Source organism: Castellaniella sp., assembly GCF_047971665.1.
Taxonomy (GTDB): Bacteria; Pseudomonadota; Gammaproteobacteria; order Burkholderiales; family Burkholderiaceae_B; genus Castellaniella.
The window spans coordinates 1-17,542 of the sequence record NZ_JBKEAA010000034.1; the positions used below are offsets into that span (position 1 = coordinate 1).

Genomic DNA, 17,542 nt, shown 5'->3' on the forward strand with positions numbered 1-17,542 from the left:
CAACGCCATCGAGAACATGAACCGGCAACTGCGTAAAATCATTAAGAACCGGGGTCAGTTCCCCAATGATGAGGCGGCCGTGAAGCTCTTGTGGCTGGCACTGCGAAATGTGCTGGCCAAGCCGTCACGATCGGTTCATACGTGGAAAGCAGCCATGAATCAGTTCGCCATCCTGTTCGGCGAACGGTTCACCGAGGCCAGGGATTGAACGATGTCAAACCGCCCCGCCCACAAAAAATCTGACACTCCCGATCAGACCCCGGATGAGGCATACTTCGCGACGCTGCCTGCGATCAAATCGGCAGCATGATCGCCTGGGATGTTCCACTTAAAAACTTCAGGACCCTGTCCAAACAACCGAAGCCACCTCTCCCCGTCGCAAACATCCTGAAACGGCCTGCGGTTCCGCTCAAGCCATGACTCGACCGACAGGCATCCGTACTTGCACCGGATGTCAAACAGTATCAAGAACATCCTCATATCGGCACAAGGCAACCTATAATGCCCTCGCCATGCAAACGGATCCCTGATGAATCCGGGGAATCGACACAATCCATGATTTCCATCTATTCCCTCAAGCCGCGTTTCCAGAACATGCTGCGGCCGCTGGTGACCTGGCTTCATGCCTGCGGCACCACGGCGAATCAGGTCACGCTGGCCGCTGCGGTGGTTTCCCTGCTGATTGCATCGATCGTCGCCTGGAAGGCGCCCCTGGCCTGGCCTTTTCTGCTCATTCCAGTCTGGATGTTCATGCGCATGGCCCTGAATGCCATCGACGGCATGCTGGCGCGTGAATTCGGCCAGCAGTCCCGGCTGGGCGCCTATCTGAACGAATTGTGCGATGTCCTGGCCGACAGCGCGCTGTATCTGCCCTTTGCATTATTGCCGGGCGTGTCTCCCCTGCTGGTCGTGTGCGTGGTGCTCATGGCGGTGTTTTCGGAATATGCCGGCGTGCTCGGCCTGATGGTCGGCGCAACACGCCGATACGACGGCCCCATGGGCAAGAGCGATCGCGCCGCCGTGTTCGGCTTGCTGGGCGCCATCGTGGGCTGCGGCGTCACTGCGGCTCCCTGGCTCAATATCGTGTTCTGCGGGGTGCTGGCCCTGCTGATGTACACCATCTTCAATCGCGTACAGCGAGGGTTATCGCACACCTGATACGATCGCCTCACTGTCGACACTCAGCAACCGAACAAGACAAAAACGCATGCGCACCGCCGACATCCTCTCTTTCACCACTTTCGATGGCGTGGACCTGGCCTACCGTCACTGGCCCGGCGAACCTGCCGCCGGCCAGACCCGGCGCGCCATCGTCCTGTTCCACCGCGGACACGAGCATGGCGGACGCATTGCCCATCTGGTCGATGAACTGGATCTGCCCGATTGCGATTTTTTTGCCTGGGATGCCCGAGGCCATGGGCTGTCCCCTGGCGCGCGCGGCGACAGCCCCAGCTTTGGCACCAGCGTGAGCGATGTGCAGGCCTTCATGGAACACATCGCCCGCCAGCACAGCATCGACATCCACGACGTCGTCGTCGTGGCACAAAGCGTGGGCGCAGTGGTGGCCGCGACGTGGGTGCACGATTACGCGCCGCGCATCCGCGCGCTGGTCCTGGCGTCCCCCGCCTTCAAGGTCAAACTGTATGTGCCCTTTGCCAGACCGGGGCTGAAACTGATGCGCGCCCTGCGCGGCAATTTTTTCGTCGACAGCTATGTCAAGGCCCGGTTTCTCAGCCATGATCCGGCGCGCATCGCCTCGTACGACCAGGACCCGCTGATCACCCGCGCCATCTCGGTCAATGTCCTGTTGGGACTGTACGAGGCCGCCGAGCGCGTCGTCAGCGATGCGCAGTCCATCACCGTGCCGACCCAGCTGCTGATTTCCGGCGCGGATTTCGTCGTGCACCGCAAGCCGCAAACCCGCTTCTTCGAGCGCCTGGGCAGTCCGCACAAGGAAATGCACGTGCTGCCCGGTTTCTTTCACGACACGCTGGGCGAGGCCAGACGCGAACAGGCGACGCAGCGCATCCGCAGGTTCGTCACGCATCACTTCGATACGCCAGCGCCACCCCAGATGCTGCGCGACGCCGACAAGCAGGGCTGGAGCTGCGCGGAAGCCGAGGCCCTGGCCACGCCACTGCCGCAGCGATCGGCTGCGGGACTGTACTGGCGGGCGACCCGCGCCGGGCTCGCCTTGGGCGCGCGCGTCTCCAGCGGTATGCGGTTGGGCGTCGAGACCGGGTTCGACTCCGGCAGCACGCTGGATTATGTCTATCGCAACCAGCCCGACGGAGTACCGCCGCTGGGCAGGCTGATCGACCGCAACTACCTGAACGCCATCGGCTGGCGTGGCATCCGTCAGCGCAAACTGAACGTCGAAAGCCTGCTCAGGCTGGCCATGTCGCAATTGCGCGCGGCCGACCGCCCCATCCATATCGTGGATATCGCCGCGGGCCATGGGCGCTATATCCTGGATGCGATTGCCCAGAGCCCCGACAAACCTGAATCGGTCCTGCTGCGCGACTACAGCGACATCAATGTCCGCGACGGCCAGGCACTCATCGAGGAAAAAGGCCTGAGCGGCATCGCGCGGTTCATGCAGGCGGACGCCTTCGACCGCGACGACCTGGCCGCCCTGACGCCAAAGCCCACGCTGGCGGTCGTATCGGGCCTGTACGAACTGTTCGCCGACAATGCCATGATCGGCAATTCGCTCGCGGGTCTGGCCGACGCCATGGCGCCCGGCACCCTGCTCATCTACACCAACCAGCCCTGGCATCCGCAACTGGCGTTCATCGCCCGCGCCCTGACCAGCCACCGGGCCGGTCAGGCCTGGGTCATGCGGCGCCGCAGCCAGGATGAGATGGACCAGCTGGCCGCGCATGCCGGTTTCAGAAAAATCACTCAGCGCGTCGATGACTGGGGCATCTTCACCGCCACGCTCGCGCAGCGAACAGGCTGACATGAGCGGCGCCACGCCCGCACACGAGCCGGGCCTCTGGAAACGAGGCATCCTGTGGCTGCTCATGCTGGGCCCGTTCTTTTTCCTCAGCTACGGTTTCGCCAACTGGGTCACCAGCCAGCGCGCCGGTGTGGGCTCCGTGGTATTTGCCTGGGAACAGGCCATCCCCCTGCTTCCCTGGACCATCATCCCCTATTGGTCCATCGACCTGCTGTACGGGCTGTCTTTCCTGTTGCCGCATACACGCCGGGAAATGGATCGGCATGCCGAGCGGTTGCTGACTGCCCAGATCCTCTGCGTGGCCTGCTTTCTGATCTGGCCGCTGACCTTTTCCCTGACCCGCCCACCGCTCGACGGCCCGACCGGCTGGCTGTTCGATGTACTCATGGGGTTCGATCAGCCCTTCAACCAGGCGCCGTCGCTGCACATCGTGCTGCTGGTGGTGCTGTGGGCGCGTTATGCCGCGCATACGCCAGCACGCTGGCGCTGGCTGCTGCACGGCTGGTTCCTGCTGATCGGCATTTCAGTCCTGACCACCTGGCAACATCACTTCATCGACGTCCCCACCGGCCTGCTGGCGGGATTCCTCTGCCTGTGGCTCTGGCCGGACGATGGGCCCTCGCCCCTTGCCACGGCCCGCCTCACACAGGATCCCCGCCGTCGGGCCCTGGCGCTGCGCTACTGCGTCGGCGCCCTGGGACTGGCGCTCATCGGGCAAGGGTTGGGCGGCGCGGCGCTCTGGCTCTACTGGCCCGCGGTCTCACTCCTGATGGTGGCGCTGAACTACCTGGCGTTCGACGCCGCGGGTTTCCAGAAGCAGCTCTCCGGCCGGCTCAGCGCCAGCGCGCGCTGGCTGTTCGCGCCCTATCTCGTCGGCGCCTGGATCAATTCACGCCTCTGGACACGGCGAGCGCCCGAACCGGTACATGTGATGGACAACATCTGGCTGGGCCGCCTCCCCGCAGCGCATGGAGCGGACCGCTTCGATGCCATCGTGGACCTCTGCGCCGAACTGCCCCTGCATCCGGAGAACAAACCCTATTGCAGCCTGCCCGTGCTGGATCTGACCGCCCCCGACAGCGCGCTGTGCGTCCGCGCGGCCACCGCCATCGAAAACCTGCGTCCGCACGGCACCGTGCTCGTCTGCTGCGCGCTGGGCTACTCGCGCAGCGCAACGGCCATCGCCGCCTGGATGCTGCACACGGGACGCTACGGCACCAGCCGCGATGCGCTGGCGCGCCTGCGCGCCGCGCGCCCCCATGTCGTCCTGACGGACGCCCAACTCCTGGCGCTGGCGCCGCTAGCGCGCCAGCCCTCCTCATCCGAGGTCGCCGCCCATGGCATCTGACATGCAACTGCATCTGCTGACCGCGATCCTGCAGCGCGGCCGCCCAATGGATCGGGCATCCGGCATCCTGACCCTGATCGGGCTGGCCATCGGCCTGGCGCCGCTTTTCGGTGCGGCCACCCATCCGCTGGGGCGTAGCCTGGCCCTCGTGCTGCTCCTGGCCGGAGGGATCCAGAAATACTGGGCGCTGCGTGTCGGCATCGATGCGCATCTGTTCGTCGTGCTGGCCGACCGGCATGCAGACACGTTTGACGTGCGCGCCCGCGAACTCGACGACGCGCTGCACCAGTTGGGCCTGGCACCCACGCCCGAGGATTTTCGCAGTGTCGCCGAACGCGGCCAAGGGGCATTGCGACTGCTACGATGGCAGGCTGCCTGCCTGCTTGTGCAATGCGTGAGCACATTGACCGCATGCGTGGCGCTGCTCTGGCTCGACTGACCCGCACAAGGCATTCCATGACCGGCTCTCTGATCGCGTTCATCATCACCTCCGCCGCCCGGCTGCTGACAGGCGCAAGGGCCCTGTGGCTGGGATGCACGCCGACGCCCCGGCAACGCATCTACTACGCCAACCACAACAGCCATGTCGACTTTGTCCTGCTCTGGGCCTCGCTGCCCCTGGCATTGCGCCAACGCACCCGTCCGGTCGCGGCCGCCGACTATTGGCTGGCCGGCAAATGGCGCCGATTCCTGATCCAGCGGGTCTTCAATGGTGTGCTGATCGACCGCACGCGCAGCACGCCCGAAACCGATCCGCTGCAGACGCTGGCGGATACGCTCGAGCGGGGAGACTCGATGATCATCTTTCCCGAGGGCACGCGCAACCAGGGGGAAGAAAAGCTGCTGCCTTTCAAGAGCGGCCTGTATCACCTGGCCCGTCGCCGGCCGGACGTGGAGATCGTCCCGGTCTGGATCGCCAACCTGAACCGCGTGATGCCCAAAGGCAAGGCGCTGCCCCTGCCCTTGCTCTGCACCCTGTATTTCGGCGCGCCACTCGTCCTGGAGCCAGACGAGGACAAGCAGGCCTTCCTGGACCGGGCCCGGAACACATTGCTGGCGCTGGCCACACAGGAGGGCTGAGATGGAACCCAACGCCCGCTTGCTGTTCCTGGGCATCGGCGGTCTGCTGCTGATCGCCACCATGATCGGCCAACTGCTGAAATGGCGGACCCGGTCGCCCAACCCCGTCATCGACAATCTGAACGCGCGCATCTACGCCTGGTGGGTCATGGCGCTGGTGATCGGCCTGGCGTTCACGATGGGCCGCGCCGGCATCGTCATTCTGTTCTATTTGATTTCTTTTTACGCCTTGCGCGAATTCATCACGCTGACGCCGACACGGCGCAGCGACTATCCCGCACTGGTCGCGGCGTTCTATTTTGCGCTGCCCGTGCAGTATCTGCTGATCTGGGTGGACTGGTATGGTCTGTACGCCATCTTCATCCCCGTCTATCTGTTCTTGCTGCTGCCCATCCTGTCCTCATTCGGCGGCGATACCGTGCGCTACCTGGAGCGCGCCGCCAATGTCCAGTGGGGCCTGATGATCACCGTCTACTGCATTTCCGCCGTCCCCGCGCTGGTGATCCTTCCCATCCCCGGTTTCGAGGGCAAGAACCTGCTGCTGGTGGCCTGGCTCATCCTGGTCGTGCAGATTTCTGACGTCCTGCAATATGTGTGTGGCAAGCTGTTCGGCAAGCGGAAAATCGCGCCCTCGCTTTCTCCATCCAAAACCGTCGAGGGATTCGCCGGCGGGATCGCGCTGTCCACCCTCATCGGCGCCAGCCTGTACTGGGTGACCCCATTCCTGCCCTGGCAGGCCGCGCTCGCCGCTCTGCTGGTCTGCCTGCTGGGGTTCGCAGGCGGCCTGGTCATGTCCGCGATCAAACGGGACCGGGGCGTCAAGGACTGGGGCCACATGATCGAAGGTCATGGCGGCATGCTCGACCGGCTGGATTCAGTCTGTTTTGCCGCGCCGGTCTTTTTCCATGTCGTGCGGTATTGGTGGGTCTAGGGCCCTGGATGCCCTGCCGAGGCAAGGCGGTGCATGGCCCTCGCGCGCAGCTCACGAGACTTGCGGCGTCCATCTGGCATGAATATCGATCGGCGTGCCGTTCGGCGTCAATGACCAGATCTCCCGCATCTCCTCGTTCGTCACGGCCAGACAGCCATCCGTCCAGTCGAATCGCTGATGCAGCGCCCCCAGAGCGCCCCAGCCATTGGGCAGGCCGTGAATCATGACCGCCCCGCCGGGGGAATAGTTCCCGGCCTGGGCGCGCGCGCGATCTCGCGCATCGGGATAGGAAATATGCAGGCTCAGATAGGCCACCGAGCGGGGATTGCGCCAATCGATCGTATAGGAGCCCTCGGGGGTGCGCTCATCGCCCTCGCGCTGTTTGGGGCCCGCGTCCCAATCGCGCCCCATGCTGATGCGATAGCTTTTCAGGAGTGTGTCGCCCTGGAACAGATACAGCGTCTTGTCGGCCTTGGACACGATGATCCGATCCGCCTGTTGCGCCTTGGCGACCAGTGCGGGCGGTTCGACGGTGGAGACTCTCGCCATGACCCTGGTATAGAAAAAGCCGACGGCAACCAGAAACAACACCGCAACAAGGAAGTAACGTGCGCGCAAGTGCGACATGGACGGAACCCGGAATGCATTGAAAAGAAATTCGGGTAAGAATATCGGCCCCGCCCGCATCAGATCAAGCCATCAGCACCGGCTTGACACTTATTTTGTATCCGCATCATACGAGGCCGGCACGGGCCTCGCCCCCCATCCCCGACATCGAGCAAGCCTCGCCCCGGTTTGGGCCTTTTGAATTTTGTATGCCAGTATTCCGGCAGGATGAAGGAAGCACACAGACAATGGACATCGCATCGATCCTTTTGATCACCCTTGTGGCATGGCTGGCGCTGCGCATGCGCTATCAGCGCTCGCGCATTGCGCTGCTGGGCCGCCAGCTTGCCGGCCTGCAGATCGAACGCCACATGGAAACCCTGACACAGGGCTACACCCGCGCCATCCACGAAGCATCCGAGGCCCGCCAGCTCCAGGTGCTGGAAACCTTCGCGCAGGCCGAGCAGGCCGTGGCAACACAGGCGCAACGGCTGGCCGACGACATGCAACAGGAAAGCAAACAGGCCACCCGCATGAGCATGCTGCCGCTGTGCATCCCCTACGCCGAGCATTTCCTTCCCGTGCCGACGCGGGATTTCCGCGCATTGCTGCGCATCCACGCGGCCGGTCTGCGCCATGTGGTGGACAACGAAAACCGCCTGGATCCGAAGACCCGCGCCTACCACCTGTCGGCAGAGCTGTATCTGCTGCAGCACAGCTGCCACTGGTATTGCAAATCACGCTCCGTGGCCGATGCGCGGCTGATGCTGCGGCATCAGGTCAAGCACCAGAAGGTGCTGGACTCCGTCTCCGACGTGACCCGGGCGGCCTATCGGCAATGGTGGCGGGGCGCTGTCTAGCGCAGGTCGGCAACCCTCACCCTTCTGGCGCCGCACAGTTGCACCAGCTCGGCATCATGGCTGGCGAACAGCACGACACGATCCTGCGACCAGATCTCGAACTGTTCGGCCAGGGCCGCGCGGGCCTGCGCATCCAGCCCGTTGCTGGGGCCGTCCGCGACGACGACGGCCGGATCGCCCAGCGCTGCGGCCGTCAGGTAGACCTTGCGGCGCGTCCCCGTCGACATCTGTTCAAACCGTTTGTCCAGATGCGGCGCCAGCCCCAGGCGGCCAGCCAGGTCCAGCACCGCCTCATCCAGCGCCGCGGCCTTTTCGGCAGCGACCTGCTCGAGCCATTCGCGCCCCGTCCACGAGGGAAACGCCAGGCAATCTTCAGGAACATGGGCCAGACGGGCCCTGGCCTGCAACGGCGCGCGGCTGATCGAATGCCCGTCGATCCAGACATCCCCCGCATCGGGCGCGAGCACACCCGCGATGATGCTCAGCAGGGTGGACTTGCCCGTGCTGTCCTCCTCGCACAGCGCGACGCATCCGGGCGGGAACGCATGCGTCAGTTCCTGGAAAACAAGAAGGTCGCCGTAGTATTTGGTGAGAGCGTCGATTCGCAACATGCCCGCAAGTGTACGCAGGAAAGCCATGACCGGCCAGTGCGCCCGTCCTCAGGGCGCCGGCCACCAGCCCGGCCATGCTCACAACGGAGAGCAGAACAGGAACAGGCATCCCGTCTCGCTGCGGAAGTCTTCGTCGACCGTTCCCGGCGCCGCCACGGACGACCAGCCGGGCAGCAGCCGCGTGCCGTTCTGGAACGCCTCGCCCTCGAGCAGAAAAATGAACTCGGCGCCGTGATGCAGATGCCGGGGAAAGGTCGCCCCCGGCGCAAAGCGGACGAGTTGCAGGCCTCGTCCATCGGCCTTGCCCAGATTCTTGACCTGCACGCCCGGCGCGAACCTGGAATCGATCCAGGGCGCCGTGGCGCTGTCGGTGAAAGAAAAGCCCGGATTGCCCCTGTCAGCCATGATGCCCCGCTCCGTCAGCCATCAGTCATCGGCCATCAGCTGACGCGCAGCCCCGACAGGAAGTCATGACTCGCCGAACCCGGGCGCATCGGCCAGGAAGTCGGCCGACGGCACGAAGAACAGGGTGCCCGTGACGGCGCGGCTGAAATCCAGCAGCCGATCATAATTGCCCGGCGGACGGCCGATGAACATGTTCTCCAGCATCTGTTCGATCCGGCTCGGCGACCTGGCATAGCCGATGAAATAGGTGCCGAATTCACCCTTGCCCGCATCGCCAAAAGGCATGTTGCCGCGCACGATGTCCAACTCCTCGCCCTCGTCCTCGATCACGGTCAGCGCATTGTGGGCCCAACTCGGTTTCACATCATCGGCCAATTCGATGTTGGTCTGCTTGGTGCGGCCGATGATTTTTTCCTGCATTTCCACGGGCAGCGCATTCCAGCCGGCCAGGTCATGCAGGTATTTCTGCACGATCACATAACTGCCGCCTGCGAAACCGGCATCCTCGTCGCCGACGACCGTGGCGGCCACCGCATCGGCGCCGACGGGATTTTCCGAGCCGTCCACGAACCCGACCAGATTGCGGGCGTCAAAATATTTGAAGCCATGCACCTCGTCCACGGCCGTGACGACCTGCCCCAGCCGCGAGGTCACCTGGGTGGCCAGCTCGAAACACAGATCCATGCGCGCGGCACGGATGTGCAGCAGGATGTCGCCTGGCGTGGACACGGCATGGTGCTCACCCCGGATCTCCTTGAAAGGATGCAGGTCCTTGGGCCGGGGCGCGCCGAACAGGCGGTCCCAGGCGTCGGAGCCAAAACCCAGGATGCAGGACAGATGGCTTTCGAGGTCGCGGAATCCGACGGAGCGAACCAGCCCCGACAAGTCCGCACAGAGCGAACGCACGGCGTCCAGAGGCGCCTGCCCCGGATTGATGGCCAGGACCAGATACATGGCCGCTTGCGAGAGCGGCGCGTCAACAGGTTGATGCGTGACGGAAGACAATGGCTTTCTCCTTGCAGGGTCGGCGAATCCATACAAGCAGTTTACCTTGTGCCCCGCAGAGCAGAACCGGCGCAGCGTATAATGCGTACCTGCATGATTTCCACTCATGGGTTCCCTCACCCCATCCACCAAAAAGGTCCGCATGTCATCCGCATCCGTCCCGCCATCGCGCGTATCGCTGCATCTCGCCCTGCTCGTCGCGTTCCATATCCTGATCATCATCGCCAGCAACTATCTGGTGCAGCTGCCCATCGATCTGTTCGGCTTTCACAGCACCTGGGGGGCGTTCAGCTTTCCCTTCATCTTTCTGGCCACCGACCTGACCGTGCGCCTGATCGGCAAAGCCCAGGCACGCCGGGTGATCCTGCGCGCCATGGTGCCCGCCCTGGTCGTCTCCTACGTCGTGTCCGTGTTGTTCCACGAAGGCCGTTTCAACGGCGTGGACGCACTGGGGACATTCAATACCTTCGTGTTCCGCATCGCCTTTGCCAGCTTCTCGGCCTATGTCCTGGGACAACTGCTGGACGTGCACGTCTTTGACCGCATGCGGCGCAACTACGTGCAATGGTGGGTCGCGCCAGCCGCCTCCGCCGTGCTCGGTCAGGCGCTGGATACGTTCGCCTTCTTCGGCATTGCCTTCTGGCACAGCGAAAACCTCTTCATGGCCGCGAACTGGGGCGAAATCGCCATCGTGGACTACATCATCAAGCTGGCCGTCAGCCTGCTGTTCTTCGTGCCGATGTACGGCGTGGCCCTGAATGCGATCATCCGGGCCATGCGGCGGCGCGAGACCCTGCCGGCCGCGGCATGAGCACAGCCTCGCGCCGGCCCCTGGTCCTGTTCTCGGGCGGCCAGGACTCCACTACCTGCCTGGCCTGGGCGCTGGCGCGCTACGACCACGTCGAAACCATCGGCTTCGACTATGGGCAGCGCCACCGCGCCGAACTGGACTGCCGCCTCACACTGCGCCAGCGCCTGACCGGACTGCAACCGGCATGGGCCCGGCGCCTGGGAGACGATCATCTGCTGGATGTGGATGTCCTGGGACAATTGGGCGCCTCGGCCATGACCGATGAAATCGCCATCGCCATGCAGGCCGACGGCCTGCCCAACACATTCGTGCCGGGGCGCAACCTGCTGTTCTTCACCCTGGCCGCGGCCCTGGCCTATCGGCGCGGACTGGACGTCCTGGTGGGCGGCATGTCCCAGACGGACTATTCCGGCTATCCCGACTGCCGCGACAATACGCTCAAAGCGCTGCAGGTGGCCCTGAGCCTGGGGATCGACCGCCCCCTGACGCTGGAGGCCCCGCTGATGTGGCTGGACAAGGCCGCCACCTGGAAACTGGCGCACACGCTGGGAGGCGACGCGCTGGTGGACCTGGTGCGTGAGCAGACCCACACCTGCTACCTGAACCACCGTCACACCTTGCATGCCTGGGGCTACGGTTGCGGCGAGTGCCCGGCCTGCACGCTGCGCGCGCAAGGCCACCAGGCCTGGATGGCACAACGACGACGCGACTGAGGCGATACGGACGCGCCTGTGCCGGACCGGCACAGAAAATCCCCCGCCGGATGACAATCCGAGATGAGATGGCATGACTATAATACTGTGCATAAAGACAGTTATTTCTTGCCATGGATACGCCCCTCGCGCTCACCTCGCGTCCCGCCCTCTGCCGCCATATCCAAACCCCGGCGCACTGCGGCTTTCCCAGCCCGGCGGAGGACCATGCCCAAAAACGGATCGACCTGAACACCGTCCTGATCCAGCACCCCGAGGCCACCTTCTACCTGCGCGCCCGGGGTGAATCCATGCGCAACGCGGGTATCGGAGACGGTGACGCCCTGATCGTGGACCGCGCACGGGAGGCCCGGCACGGCGACATCGTGGTCGCCGTCGTCGACGGTGATTTCACCGTCAAGACCCTGTCCCGCCACCACGGCAAGGTCTGCCTGCGGGCGGCCAATCCCGCCTTTGCGGACATCGTGCCACGCCACGGCCAGGAACTGATCATCTGGGGAGTCGTCACATGGATACTCAAACCCGCCGGCCGCCACGGATCGCCCTGATCGACGGCAACAGTTTCTACTGCGCCTGCGAACGGGTCCTGTGCCCGTCCCTGGAGGGCAGACCCGTCATCGTGCTGTCCAACAACGACGGCTGCGCCATCGCCCGCACGACAGAGGCCAAGGCCATGGGCATCGCCATGGGCGCCCCCTGGTTCAAGATCCGGCACCTGCGCGCCCGGGGGCTGGTCGCCCTTTCCGCCAACTTCGCCCTGTACGGCGACATGAGCGACCGCATGATGCGGGTCATCGGGCAATTCTCCCCCGCCCAGGAATGCTATTCCATCGACGAATGCTTTCTGGATCTGACCGGCCTGCCCGGTACGGGACGCGACATCGGCACCCGGATCCGGCAGCGCGTGCTGCGATGGGTCGGCATTCCCACCTGCGTCGGCATCGGTGCGACCAAGACACTGGCCAAGCTCGCCAACCATCTGGCCAAGTCCCTGCCGCGCCTGCAAGGCGTCTGCGACCTGTCCGGCCTGGGCCAGGCGGAACTGATGCGCGCCATCCGCCATGTGCCCATCCGGGAGGTCTGGGGGGTGGGCCGGCGCCTGAGCCCCGACCTGGAGGCATCCGGCATCCGCACGGCGGCCGATCTGGCGCAGGCCGATCCCGACACCTTGCGGCGGCGATACTCCATCGTGCTGGCCAGGACCGCGCGGGAACTGTGCGGCGAACCCGCTATCGGCTGGGCCGATGTGCCGCTCCCAAAACAGCAAATCATGTCCACCCGCAGTTTCGGCCTGCCCGTGCGTGAACTGACCGAGCTGGAACAGGCCATCAGCCTGTTCACCAGCCGCGCGGCGGAAAAGCTGCGGCGGCAACACGCCCAGACGGCCGCCTTGCAGGTCTTCATCCGGACCAGCCATTTCCAGACCGGGCCACAGCGATCGGACAGCACCGTCATCCCGCTGGACACTCCCACGGACAGCACGCCCAGGCTGCTCAAGGCCGCGCTGCGCGGCCTGCGGTCGGCATTCCAGCCGGGATTCGACTATGCCAGGGCGGGAGTCTGTCTGCTGGACGTGCGCCCCGCCATCCCGGCACAGCGGCAAGGCGTGCTGTTCGACGACGATCCGCGGGCCGACGAGACGGCCCGATCAGGGCGGGCCATGGCTGTCGTGGATGCCCTCAACCAGCGGTTTGGCAGCCAGACAGTCCAACGGGCCAGCGCCCTGCCCCAGCCCGGTGCCCGATGGCAGATGCGTCAGGCGCATCGGTCGCCGAACTACACGACATGCTGGGAGGCGATCGCCGAGGTCAAATAGCGCCCGCCCAAAAGCACACGCCGATCGCGTCGGGTCTTTCTGTCAATTTTTGTCCATTCAACAGACAACGGCACAAAATCATAGCCAACCAAGATCATCTTTATTTAGCCCCAATACTGTTTAATTAAAAAAATTTGGATGTCAAAACGAGTATGTCGGTTCAGCGGGGCGCCACATATCCGCAGAGAAAAGTTCGACATCTTGCGCTTGACTCCCCTGGGGTTGGTCCTGGCGCGCGAGTGGATACAGCGTCCACGCGCCATTTCGGCAAGCACGCTGGCAAGCCACGCCGTTGCTCTACGAGGGGGGGGGAAGCCGCCTGAGGCAGCCGCCGGCGCAGAACATGGACCGCATGCGTGAAGGACTGTTCCCCGAGCAGACGATCGATGCCAAAGACAAGATCCGCGCCACCTACCCTCAAGCGCTCGTGCGAACTCCGCTGGAGAAGCTGCACAGCCTGCCGGCGCGCGCCCGGGGGCTCAAGCCCGGCATCACCCTACAGGGCCTGCTCATCGAGGCGCGGGCCATGAGCGATAATGAAGCCGCCGAGCAGCTGCAAAAGGCCCGCTCGGCGCTGTTTGCAACCATTCATCGACGATCCGCCGACAAGGCCGCCTGAACCGCCAGTTCCCTGCAAGTTCAGACTCATCTGTGTTTTGGAAAAGACTTCCCCTGGCCGGATATTCATGGAATGAATGAATCATTGCGGGACAGAACGCGGCATCCGCCCTGGCCAGGCGCACGATGCGACACCGGACAGCGTCATGCTGCCCAGTGCCCAGCATGAGAGAGGGAAAAAGAGTATCAACAGAAGGGGGCGAGACGGCAAGCGCCCCCTAGTACGCGCCAATCGTATGCATGAACTGATCCACCGCTTCGGTATAGGCGCCCCTGTCACCGAGCAGCGCATTGATCTCTCTATGCGTCATATCGACCTCCAGGGTCGTGACTCGTCCGCCCATCGTGTGCGCCTGCCGCGCGAACTCCCGTGCCATCGCGCATGAATCCGCGCGTCGGGACGAACAGACGAGCAGCATGGGGGCCGGCGCAGTCTCGAGCCGCAGTGTCGGCGATGCCGCACGCCACAGGGCCTGATCATCGCCAAAGGCATGGTCGTAAAGTTCCAAATGACGCCGCTCCATGAGCGTGACGACGTTGTAGACCGTGCTGTCGAGCGCAACCGTCCCGAGCCAGGGTTTGACGCCCGCACGACGGGTGATTTCGGGCGCTGCGGCAACCAGCGCCACCAGATGCGCACCTGCCGAATGGCCCATCAGCACGATGCGTTTTGGGTCACCGCCCCATTCCGGGGCATGCTGCTGGACATAGGCCAGCGCACGGGCGACATCATCCGCCTGGTGAAGAGGATTGGCGCGCGGCGCCAGCCGGTAGTTCAGCGACACCATGATGAATCCCTCGATCAGCCAGTGATTCACCTTGTTGACGACCACCGAGGGCAGCGCCTTGTCGCCACGCTGCCAGCTACCGCCATGCACCATCACCAGGATGGGCGCCCGTTCGGTTCTTGCCAGCCGATAGAGATCGAGTCGCTGCGCCGGATCGCTGCCATAAGGAATATCGTGCTGGATCCGAGCCCCCGCAGGCGGTGGCGCATGTTTTTCCAGGATCTCATCAGCCGAGACCATTGCGTGGGCAAACCCCCACGACTGCACCTTTGCTTCTGCATCAACGAACATGCATGCCGTCAATGCCCCGGCGCACAGAAAACTGATCGTTGCAGTCATTGTCGACTCCCATCGATGCCATCCTGACTTTGCCTGCCGCGCAACCGCACGGACAACGCAGGAAAAACGGATGCCGTGAATTCATTTTATCTCCGGGATCGACTCGACCCGCATCCTCAAAACAGCGGATGACGCCTCATGAAAAACAGGAAAACCAGTCGGAACCAAATACCCATGCGGGCTTTAAGCAGTTCCAAATACATCGGAAATAATTATTGACATTTAAATGGTATTTTTTGTAATTTATGGTAGCGTGATCGCAGGAACGCATCGACAGAGAGAACATGAAACAACATGCAAAATACTTGGCGGGCGTAGCACTCTTTTCACGACAGGGCCCTATAGCTATGTTGCCTATAACGGTATCGGAGAAGGGTGGGATTTCATCGGACTGGTGGTCTACAAGCAAGCCAAGGCCATCATGCATAAATCATGCAGAGCTGCCAACCATGCGCTGACCATTGACGTGAGCACCATGAATGCGCTTGAGGCCCCCGCAGTCGATACCTTCGGGCGGGTGCCCTTTTAAGCCGCGCCCGACCTCTTTTCCTGGTGGAAAAAAGCGCCGACACCTGATTTTCTGATCTGAAATGCTGCTGGCGGATCCCTGCCGCCAGAGCATACCTCCGGAGCAATGATGACCCACAAGCTGACGCTGATTGCCGCCGCGATTCTTTTGACCTTGAGTCATGCTATCCATGCCGGGGCACAGACGATCCCCATCGAGCCAGGTCTCAACCCGGCAGCGGATGCCGTCGCGATTCCACAAGGCAGCCGCGAGCGCGCGGTCCGGGCACTGCCACGCCTTATCGAAAGCATCATGCAACGTAGCCACGTGCCCGGCATGGCCGTGGCCGTCGTCATCGATGGCAAGACCGTCTTCGCTCAAGGCTACGGCAAACGCCAAGTGGACAAGGAGGGCGCGGTGGATGCACAGACCGTGTTCCAGATCGCCTCGATCTCCAAATCGATTTCAGCCACGGTGGCCGGCATCGAGGTGACCCAAGGGGTCATCTCCTGGGACGATCCCGTCTCTCGCTACCTGCCGGATTTCAAACTCAGCAACGGGTATGTCACAGCGCACGGCACGATCGGTGATTTCTTCGCGCACCGCAGCGGCTTGCCTGGCACGGCGGGCGACGATCTGGAGGATCTGGGGTTCAAGCGCAAGACCATCATCGACCGGCTGAGATTGCTGCCCCTGGATGCGTTTCGCGCCTCGTATCACTACGCCAACTTCAGCACCACAATCGCCGCCGAGGCGGTCGCTGCGGCGGCAAAGCAGCCCTGGGAAACACTCGCCGAAGCGCAGCTGTTCAAGCCGCTGGGCATGACCGCCACCAGTTATCGTTTCCGGGATGACGCCGCGCGCGATAATCGCGCGATCCTGCATGCTTATCAGAACGGCAAGTTCCTGCCCCTGGGAGAACGCAATGCCGATCAACAGGCGCCGGCCGGCGGAGTGTCCTCCAATGTGATCGATCTGGCCGAATGGCTGAAGCTGCTGCTGGCAAACGGTCAGTCTCATGGCAAGCAACTGATCGCACCCGATGCCCTGCTGCTGGCGCTGTCCCCCAAATCATTCAGCGTGCGACCCCACGCGATGACAGACCGGCCGGGTTCCTACGGCTATGGATTCAATGTGGGCATCGAGCCTGACGGACGGACCTCCATGGGCCATTCAGGCGCTTTCTTGCTGGGGGCGGGAACGGCCTTCAAGATCGTGCCGTCGGCAGGCATGGGTATCGTGGTGCTGACCAACGGCGCTCCCGTCGGCGCGGCTGAATCCGTGGTAGCCGATTTCGTGGATACCGCGCTTTACGGCAAACCTGGCCGCGACTGGTTCGCCGCTTACAACGGCGCGATGCTGGGTTTCTTTGCCCCCCAGGCCGATCTGTCGGGTCAACCCAGGCCGGACAAACCCACGTCGGCCAGATCGCTGCACCAATACACGGGAACATTCGACAACGCCTACTACGGCCCCGCGGCGATCCAGGAAACCAATGGCGCGCTGACCCTGGTGCTCGGTCCCGATGGCATGAAATTCCCGCTGGAACACTGGGATGGCGACACATTTGCCTTTGCGCCGGCGGGCGAAGCGGAGCTGGTGGATTCGCTGGCCTCGATCGCGTTCCAGCCAGGTTCTGAACAGGCCAACGGATTCGTCATCAGTTTTTATGATGACAATGGCCTGGGACGCTGGGCCAGACGATAGGCCGGCGTCAGGCGGTCATTCGGCGGGATGCCGTACCGGTCACCGGAACACGTCGAATAATATAGGCTGGGCGAGGTTGTAGAACATCTCAATGTAGTCGAAGATATCCGCTCCGGCCTGTCCGCGGGTGGCATAGACGCGACAACGAATCCGTTCGCGCTTGAGCAGCTGGAAGAAGCTTTCGGCCACAGCATTGATGCTCCTATGTCTGTCAAGTAGGCGTTTTGGTCCTTTCCGGGCATGGGCACACCAAGTGGTAAATCTCGCGCACGAGATAGCGTTTGAGGCAGCGGATGATGTCGCGCTTGCTCTTGCCTTCGGCCGTGCGGCGGGCGGTGTAGGACTTGGTCGGCTCGTGGTGCTGCATGCGTACGATCGCCGTGCGGTAAAGTGCCGCGTTGAGTTGACGATGGCCGCCTCGGTTGAGGCGATAC

The 17,542-nt window shown here is 63.3% G+C and carries 20 protein-coding genes and 2 pseudogenes; 15 read left to right on the forward strand and 7 right to left on the reverse strand.

The window, feature by feature from the left end; translation table 11 throughout:
* From ACK5JE_RS12380 to ACK5JE_RS12410, 7 genes are all read left to right on the forward strand, one after another.
* Positions 1-208: transposase (locus tag ACK5JE_RS12380; protein WP_416802008.1), on the forward strand; the 208-nt coding region annotated here is incomplete at its 5' end.
* A gap of 347 nt (positions 209-555) precedes the next feature.
* The gene (locus tag ACK5JE_RS12385) at positions 556-1,158 is read left to right on the forward strand and encodes a CDP-alcohol phosphatidyltransferase family protein (protein WP_416802009.1); all 603 of its coding nucleotides are present in this window, start codon (positions 556-558) and stop codon (positions 1,156-1,158) included.
* Between the two features lie 49 nt (positions 1,159-1,207).
* Positions 1,208-2,962 (forward strand): bifunctional alpha/beta hydrolase/class I SAM-dependent methyltransferase, encoded by a 1,755-nt coding sequence (locus tag ACK5JE_RS12390; protein WP_416802010.1) that lies wholly within the window; start codon positions 1,208-1,210, stop codon positions 2,960-2,962.
* Position 2,963: 1 nt separating this feature from the next.
* The gene (locus ACK5JE_RS12395; RefSeq protein ID WP_416802011.1) at positions 2,964-4,310 is read left to right on the forward strand and encodes a phosphatase PAP2/dual specificity phosphatase family protein; all 1,347 of its coding nucleotides are present in this window, start codon (positions 2,964-2,966) and stop codon (positions 4,308-4,310) included.
* A 1-nt stretch (position 4,311) separates the two neighbouring features.
* A complete protein-coding gene (locus tag ACK5JE_RS12400; RefSeq protein ID WP_416802012.1) occupies positions 4,312-4,749 on the forward strand; it encodes a hypothetical protein in 438 nt (145 codons plus the stop codon).
* Between the two features lie 17 nt (positions 4,750-4,766).
* Entirely contained in the window at positions 4,767-5,390 is a 624-nt protein-coding gene (locus tag ACK5JE_RS12405) for a lysophospholipid acyltransferase family protein (protein ID WP_416802013.1), read from the forward strand.
* Between the two features lies 1 nt (position 5,391).
* Positions 5,392-6,321, forward strand: a complete 930-nt coding sequence (locus ACK5JE_RS12410; protein WP_416802014.1) for a phosphatidate cytidylyltransferase — start codon at positions 5,392-5,394, stop codon at positions 6,319-6,321.
* 51 nt (positions 6,322-6,372) lie between these two features.
* Here ACK5JE_RS12410 and ACK5JE_RS12415 read toward each other — a convergent pair whose 3' ends face one another.
* A complete protein-coding gene (locus tag ACK5JE_RS12415) occupies positions 6,373-6,948 on the reverse strand; it encodes a L,D-transpeptidase family protein (protein ID WP_416802015.1) in 576 nt (191 codons plus the stop codon).
* A 227-nt stretch (positions 6,949-7,175) separates the two neighbouring features.
* Here ACK5JE_RS12415 and ACK5JE_RS12420 point away from each other — a divergent pair, with 227 nt between their 5' ends.
* Positions 7,176-7,787, forward strand: a complete 612-nt coding sequence (locus ACK5JE_RS12420; protein WP_416802016.1) for a hypothetical protein — start codon at positions 7,176-7,178, stop codon at positions 7,785-7,787.
* Here ACK5JE_RS12420 and ACK5JE_RS12425 read toward each other — a convergent pair.
* From ACK5JE_RS12425 to ACK5JE_RS12435, 3 genes are all read right to left on the reverse strand, one after another.
* On the reverse strand, positions 7,784-8,398 hold the full coding sequence (locus tag ACK5JE_RS12425) for an ABC transporter ATP-binding protein (protein ID WP_416802026.1): 615 nt from the start codon (positions 8,396-8,398) through the stop codon (positions 7,784-7,786). The genes ACK5JE_RS12420 and ACK5JE_RS12425 overlap by 4 nt on opposite strands.
* A 78-nt stretch (positions 8,399-8,476) precedes the next feature.
* Positions 8,477-8,803: a cupin domain-containing protein gene (locus ACK5JE_RS12430; RefSeq protein WP_416802017.1), complete on the reverse strand. Its 327-nt coding sequence runs from the start codon at positions 8,801-8,803 to the stop codon at positions 8,477-8,479.
* A 63-nt stretch (positions 8,804-8,866) separates the two neighbouring features.
* Positions 8,867-9,808, reverse strand: coding sequence for a Dyp-type peroxidase (locus ACK5JE_RS12435; RefSeq protein WP_416802018.1), 942 nt, complete (start codon positions 9,806-9,808; stop codon positions 8,867-8,869).
* A 142-nt stretch (positions 9,809-9,950) separates the two neighbouring features.
* Here ACK5JE_RS12435 and ACK5JE_RS12440 point away from each other — a divergent pair, with 142 nt between their 5' ends.
* The 5 genes from ACK5JE_RS12440 to ACK5JE_RS12460 all read left to right on the forward strand — a co-directional run bounded on the left by ACK5JE_RS12440 (position 9,951) and on the right by ACK5JE_RS12460 (position 13,767).
* Entirely contained in the window at positions 9,951-10,619 is a 669-nt protein-coding gene (locus tag ACK5JE_RS12440; RefSeq protein WP_416802027.1) for a 7-cyano-7-deazaguanine/7-aminomethyl-7-deazaguanine transporter, read from the forward strand.
* Positions 10,616-11,332, forward strand: a complete 717-nt coding sequence (gene queC / locus ACK5JE_RS12445; protein ID WP_416802019.1) for a 7-cyano-7-deazaguanine synthase QueC — start codon at positions 10,616-10,618, stop codon at positions 11,330-11,332. Before ACK5JE_RS12440 ends, queC begins: the two co-directional genes overlap by 4 nt.
* Before the next feature lie 113 nt (positions 11,333-11,445).
* On the forward strand, positions 11,446-11,880 hold the full coding sequence (locus tag ACK5JE_RS12450; RefSeq protein WP_416802020.1) for a LexA family protein: 435 nt from the start codon (positions 11,446-11,448) through the stop codon (positions 11,878-11,880).
* Complete coding sequence (locus ACK5JE_RS12455) at positions 11,841-13,148, forward strand: Y-family DNA polymerase (RefSeq protein WP_416802021.1); 1,308 nt, start codon at positions 11,841-11,843, stop codon at positions 13,146-13,148. Before ACK5JE_RS12450 ends, ACK5JE_RS12455 begins: the two co-directional genes overlap by 40 nt.
* Before the next feature lie 343 nt (positions 13,149-13,491).
* Positions 13,492-13,767, forward strand: coding sequence for a hypothetical protein (locus ACK5JE_RS12460; protein ID WP_416802022.1), 276 nt, complete (start codon positions 13,492-13,494; stop codon positions 13,765-13,767).
* Positions 13,768-13,984: 217 nt separating this feature from the next.
* Here ACK5JE_RS12460 and ACK5JE_RS12465 read toward each other — a convergent pair whose 3' ends face one another.
* Positions 13,985-14,893, reverse strand: a complete 909-nt coding sequence (locus ACK5JE_RS12465) for an alpha/beta hydrolase (protein ID WP_416802023.1) — start codon at positions 14,891-14,893, stop codon at positions 13,985-13,987.
* A 226-nt stretch (positions 14,894-15,119) separates the two neighbouring features.
* On the opposite strand from ACK5JE_RS12465, the gene ACK5JE_RS12470 reads away from it, so the two are divergent.
* Positions 15,120-15,422, forward strand: a complete 303-nt coding sequence (locus ACK5JE_RS12470; RefSeq protein ID WP_416802024.1) for a hypothetical protein — start codon at positions 15,120-15,122, stop codon at positions 15,420-15,422.
* A 108-nt stretch (positions 15,423-15,530) separates the two neighbouring features.
* Positions 15,531-17,108: a serine hydrolase gene (locus ACK5JE_RS12475; protein WP_416802025.1), complete on the forward strand. Its 1,578-nt coding sequence runs from the start codon at positions 15,531-15,533 to the stop codon at positions 17,106-17,108.
* Between the two features lie 75 nt (positions 17,109-17,183).
* Here the strand turns inward: ACK5JE_RS12475 and ACK5JE_RS12480 are convergent.
* Positions 17,184-17,303 (reverse strand): annotated as a pseudogene (locus ACK5JE_RS12480) (IS3 family transposase); the annotation flags it as partial.
* A 16-nt stretch (positions 17,304-17,319) separates the two neighbouring features.
* Positions 17,320-17,542: pseudogene (locus tag ACK5JE_RS12485) on the reverse strand (IS110 family transposase); the annotation flags it as partial.

What these genes read in the sequence shown, in the direction of transcription:
- ACK5JE_RS12385 (WP_416802009.1), top strand. Translation starts at nt 556, where the DNA reads ATGATTTCCATCTATTCCCTCAAGCCGCGTTTCCAGAACATGCTGCGG.
- ACK5JE_RS12390 (WP_416802010.1), top strand. Translation starts at nt 1,208, where the DNA reads ATGCGCACCGCCGACATCCTCTCTTTCACCACTTTCGATGGCGTGGAC.
- ACK5JE_RS12395 (WP_416802011.1), top strand. Translation starts at nt 2,964, where the DNA reads ATGAGCGGCGCCACGCCCGCACACGAGCCGGGCCTCTGGAAACGAGGC.
- ACK5JE_RS12400 (WP_416802012.1), top strand. Translation starts at nt 4,312, where the DNA reads ATGCAACTGCATCTGCTGACCGCGATCCTGCAGCGCGGCCGCCCAATG.
- ACK5JE_RS12405 (WP_416802013.1), top strand. Translation starts at nt 4,767, where the DNA reads ATGACCGGCTCTCTGATCGCGTTCATCATCACCTCCGCCGCCCGGCTG.
- ACK5JE_RS12410 (WP_416802014.1), top strand. Translation starts at nt 5,392, where the DNA reads ATGGAACCCAACGCCCGCTTGCTGTTCCTGGGCATCGGCGGTCTGCTG.
- ACK5JE_RS12415 (WP_416802015.1), bottom strand. Translation starts at nt 6,948, where the DNA reads ATGTCGCACTTGCGCGCACGTTACTTCCTTGTTGCGGTGTTGTTTCTG.
- ACK5JE_RS12420 (WP_416802016.1), top strand. Translation starts at nt 7,176, where the DNA reads ATGGACATCGCATCGATCCTTTTGATCACCCTTGTGGCATGGCTGGCG.
- ACK5JE_RS12425 (WP_416802026.1), bottom strand. Translation starts at nt 8,398, where the DNA reads ATGTTGCGAATCGACGCTCTCACCAAATACTACGGCGACCTTCTTGTT.
- ACK5JE_RS12430 (WP_416802017.1), bottom strand. Translation starts at nt 8,803, where the DNA reads ATGGCTGACAGGGGCAATCCGGGCTTTTCTTTCACCGACAGCGCCACG.
- ACK5JE_RS12440 (WP_416802027.1), top strand. Translation starts at nt 9,951, where the DNA reads ATGTCATCCGCATCCGTCCCGCCATCGCGCGTATCGCTGCATCTCGCC.
- queC (WP_416802019.1), top strand. Translation starts at nt 10,616, where the DNA reads ATGAGCACAGCCTCGCGCCGGCCCCTGGTCCTGTTCTCGGGCGGCCAG.
- ACK5JE_RS12450 (WP_416802020.1), top strand. Translation starts at nt 11,446, where the DNA reads ATGGATACGCCCCTCGCGCTCACCTCGCGTCCCGCCCTCTGCCGCCAT.
- ACK5JE_RS12455 (WP_416802021.1), top strand. Translation starts at nt 11,841, where the DNA reads ATGGATACTCAAACCCGCCGGCCGCCACGGATCGCCCTGATCGACGGC.
- ACK5JE_RS12460 (WP_416802022.1), top strand. Translation starts at nt 13,492, where the DNA reads ATGGACCGCATGCGTGAAGGACTGTTCCCCGAGCAGACGATCGATGCC.
- ACK5JE_RS12465 (WP_416802023.1), bottom strand. Translation starts at nt 14,893, where the DNA reads ATGACTGCAACGATCAGTTTTCTGTGCGCCGGGGCATTGACGGCATGC.
- ACK5JE_RS12470 (WP_416802024.1), top strand. Translation starts at nt 15,120, where the DNA reads ATGGTATTTTTTGTAATTTATGGTAGCGTGATCGCAGGAACGCATCGA.
- ACK5JE_RS12475 (WP_416802025.1), top strand. Translation starts at nt 15,531, where the DNA reads ATGACCCACAAGCTGACGCTGATTGCCGCCGCGATTCTTTTGACCTTG.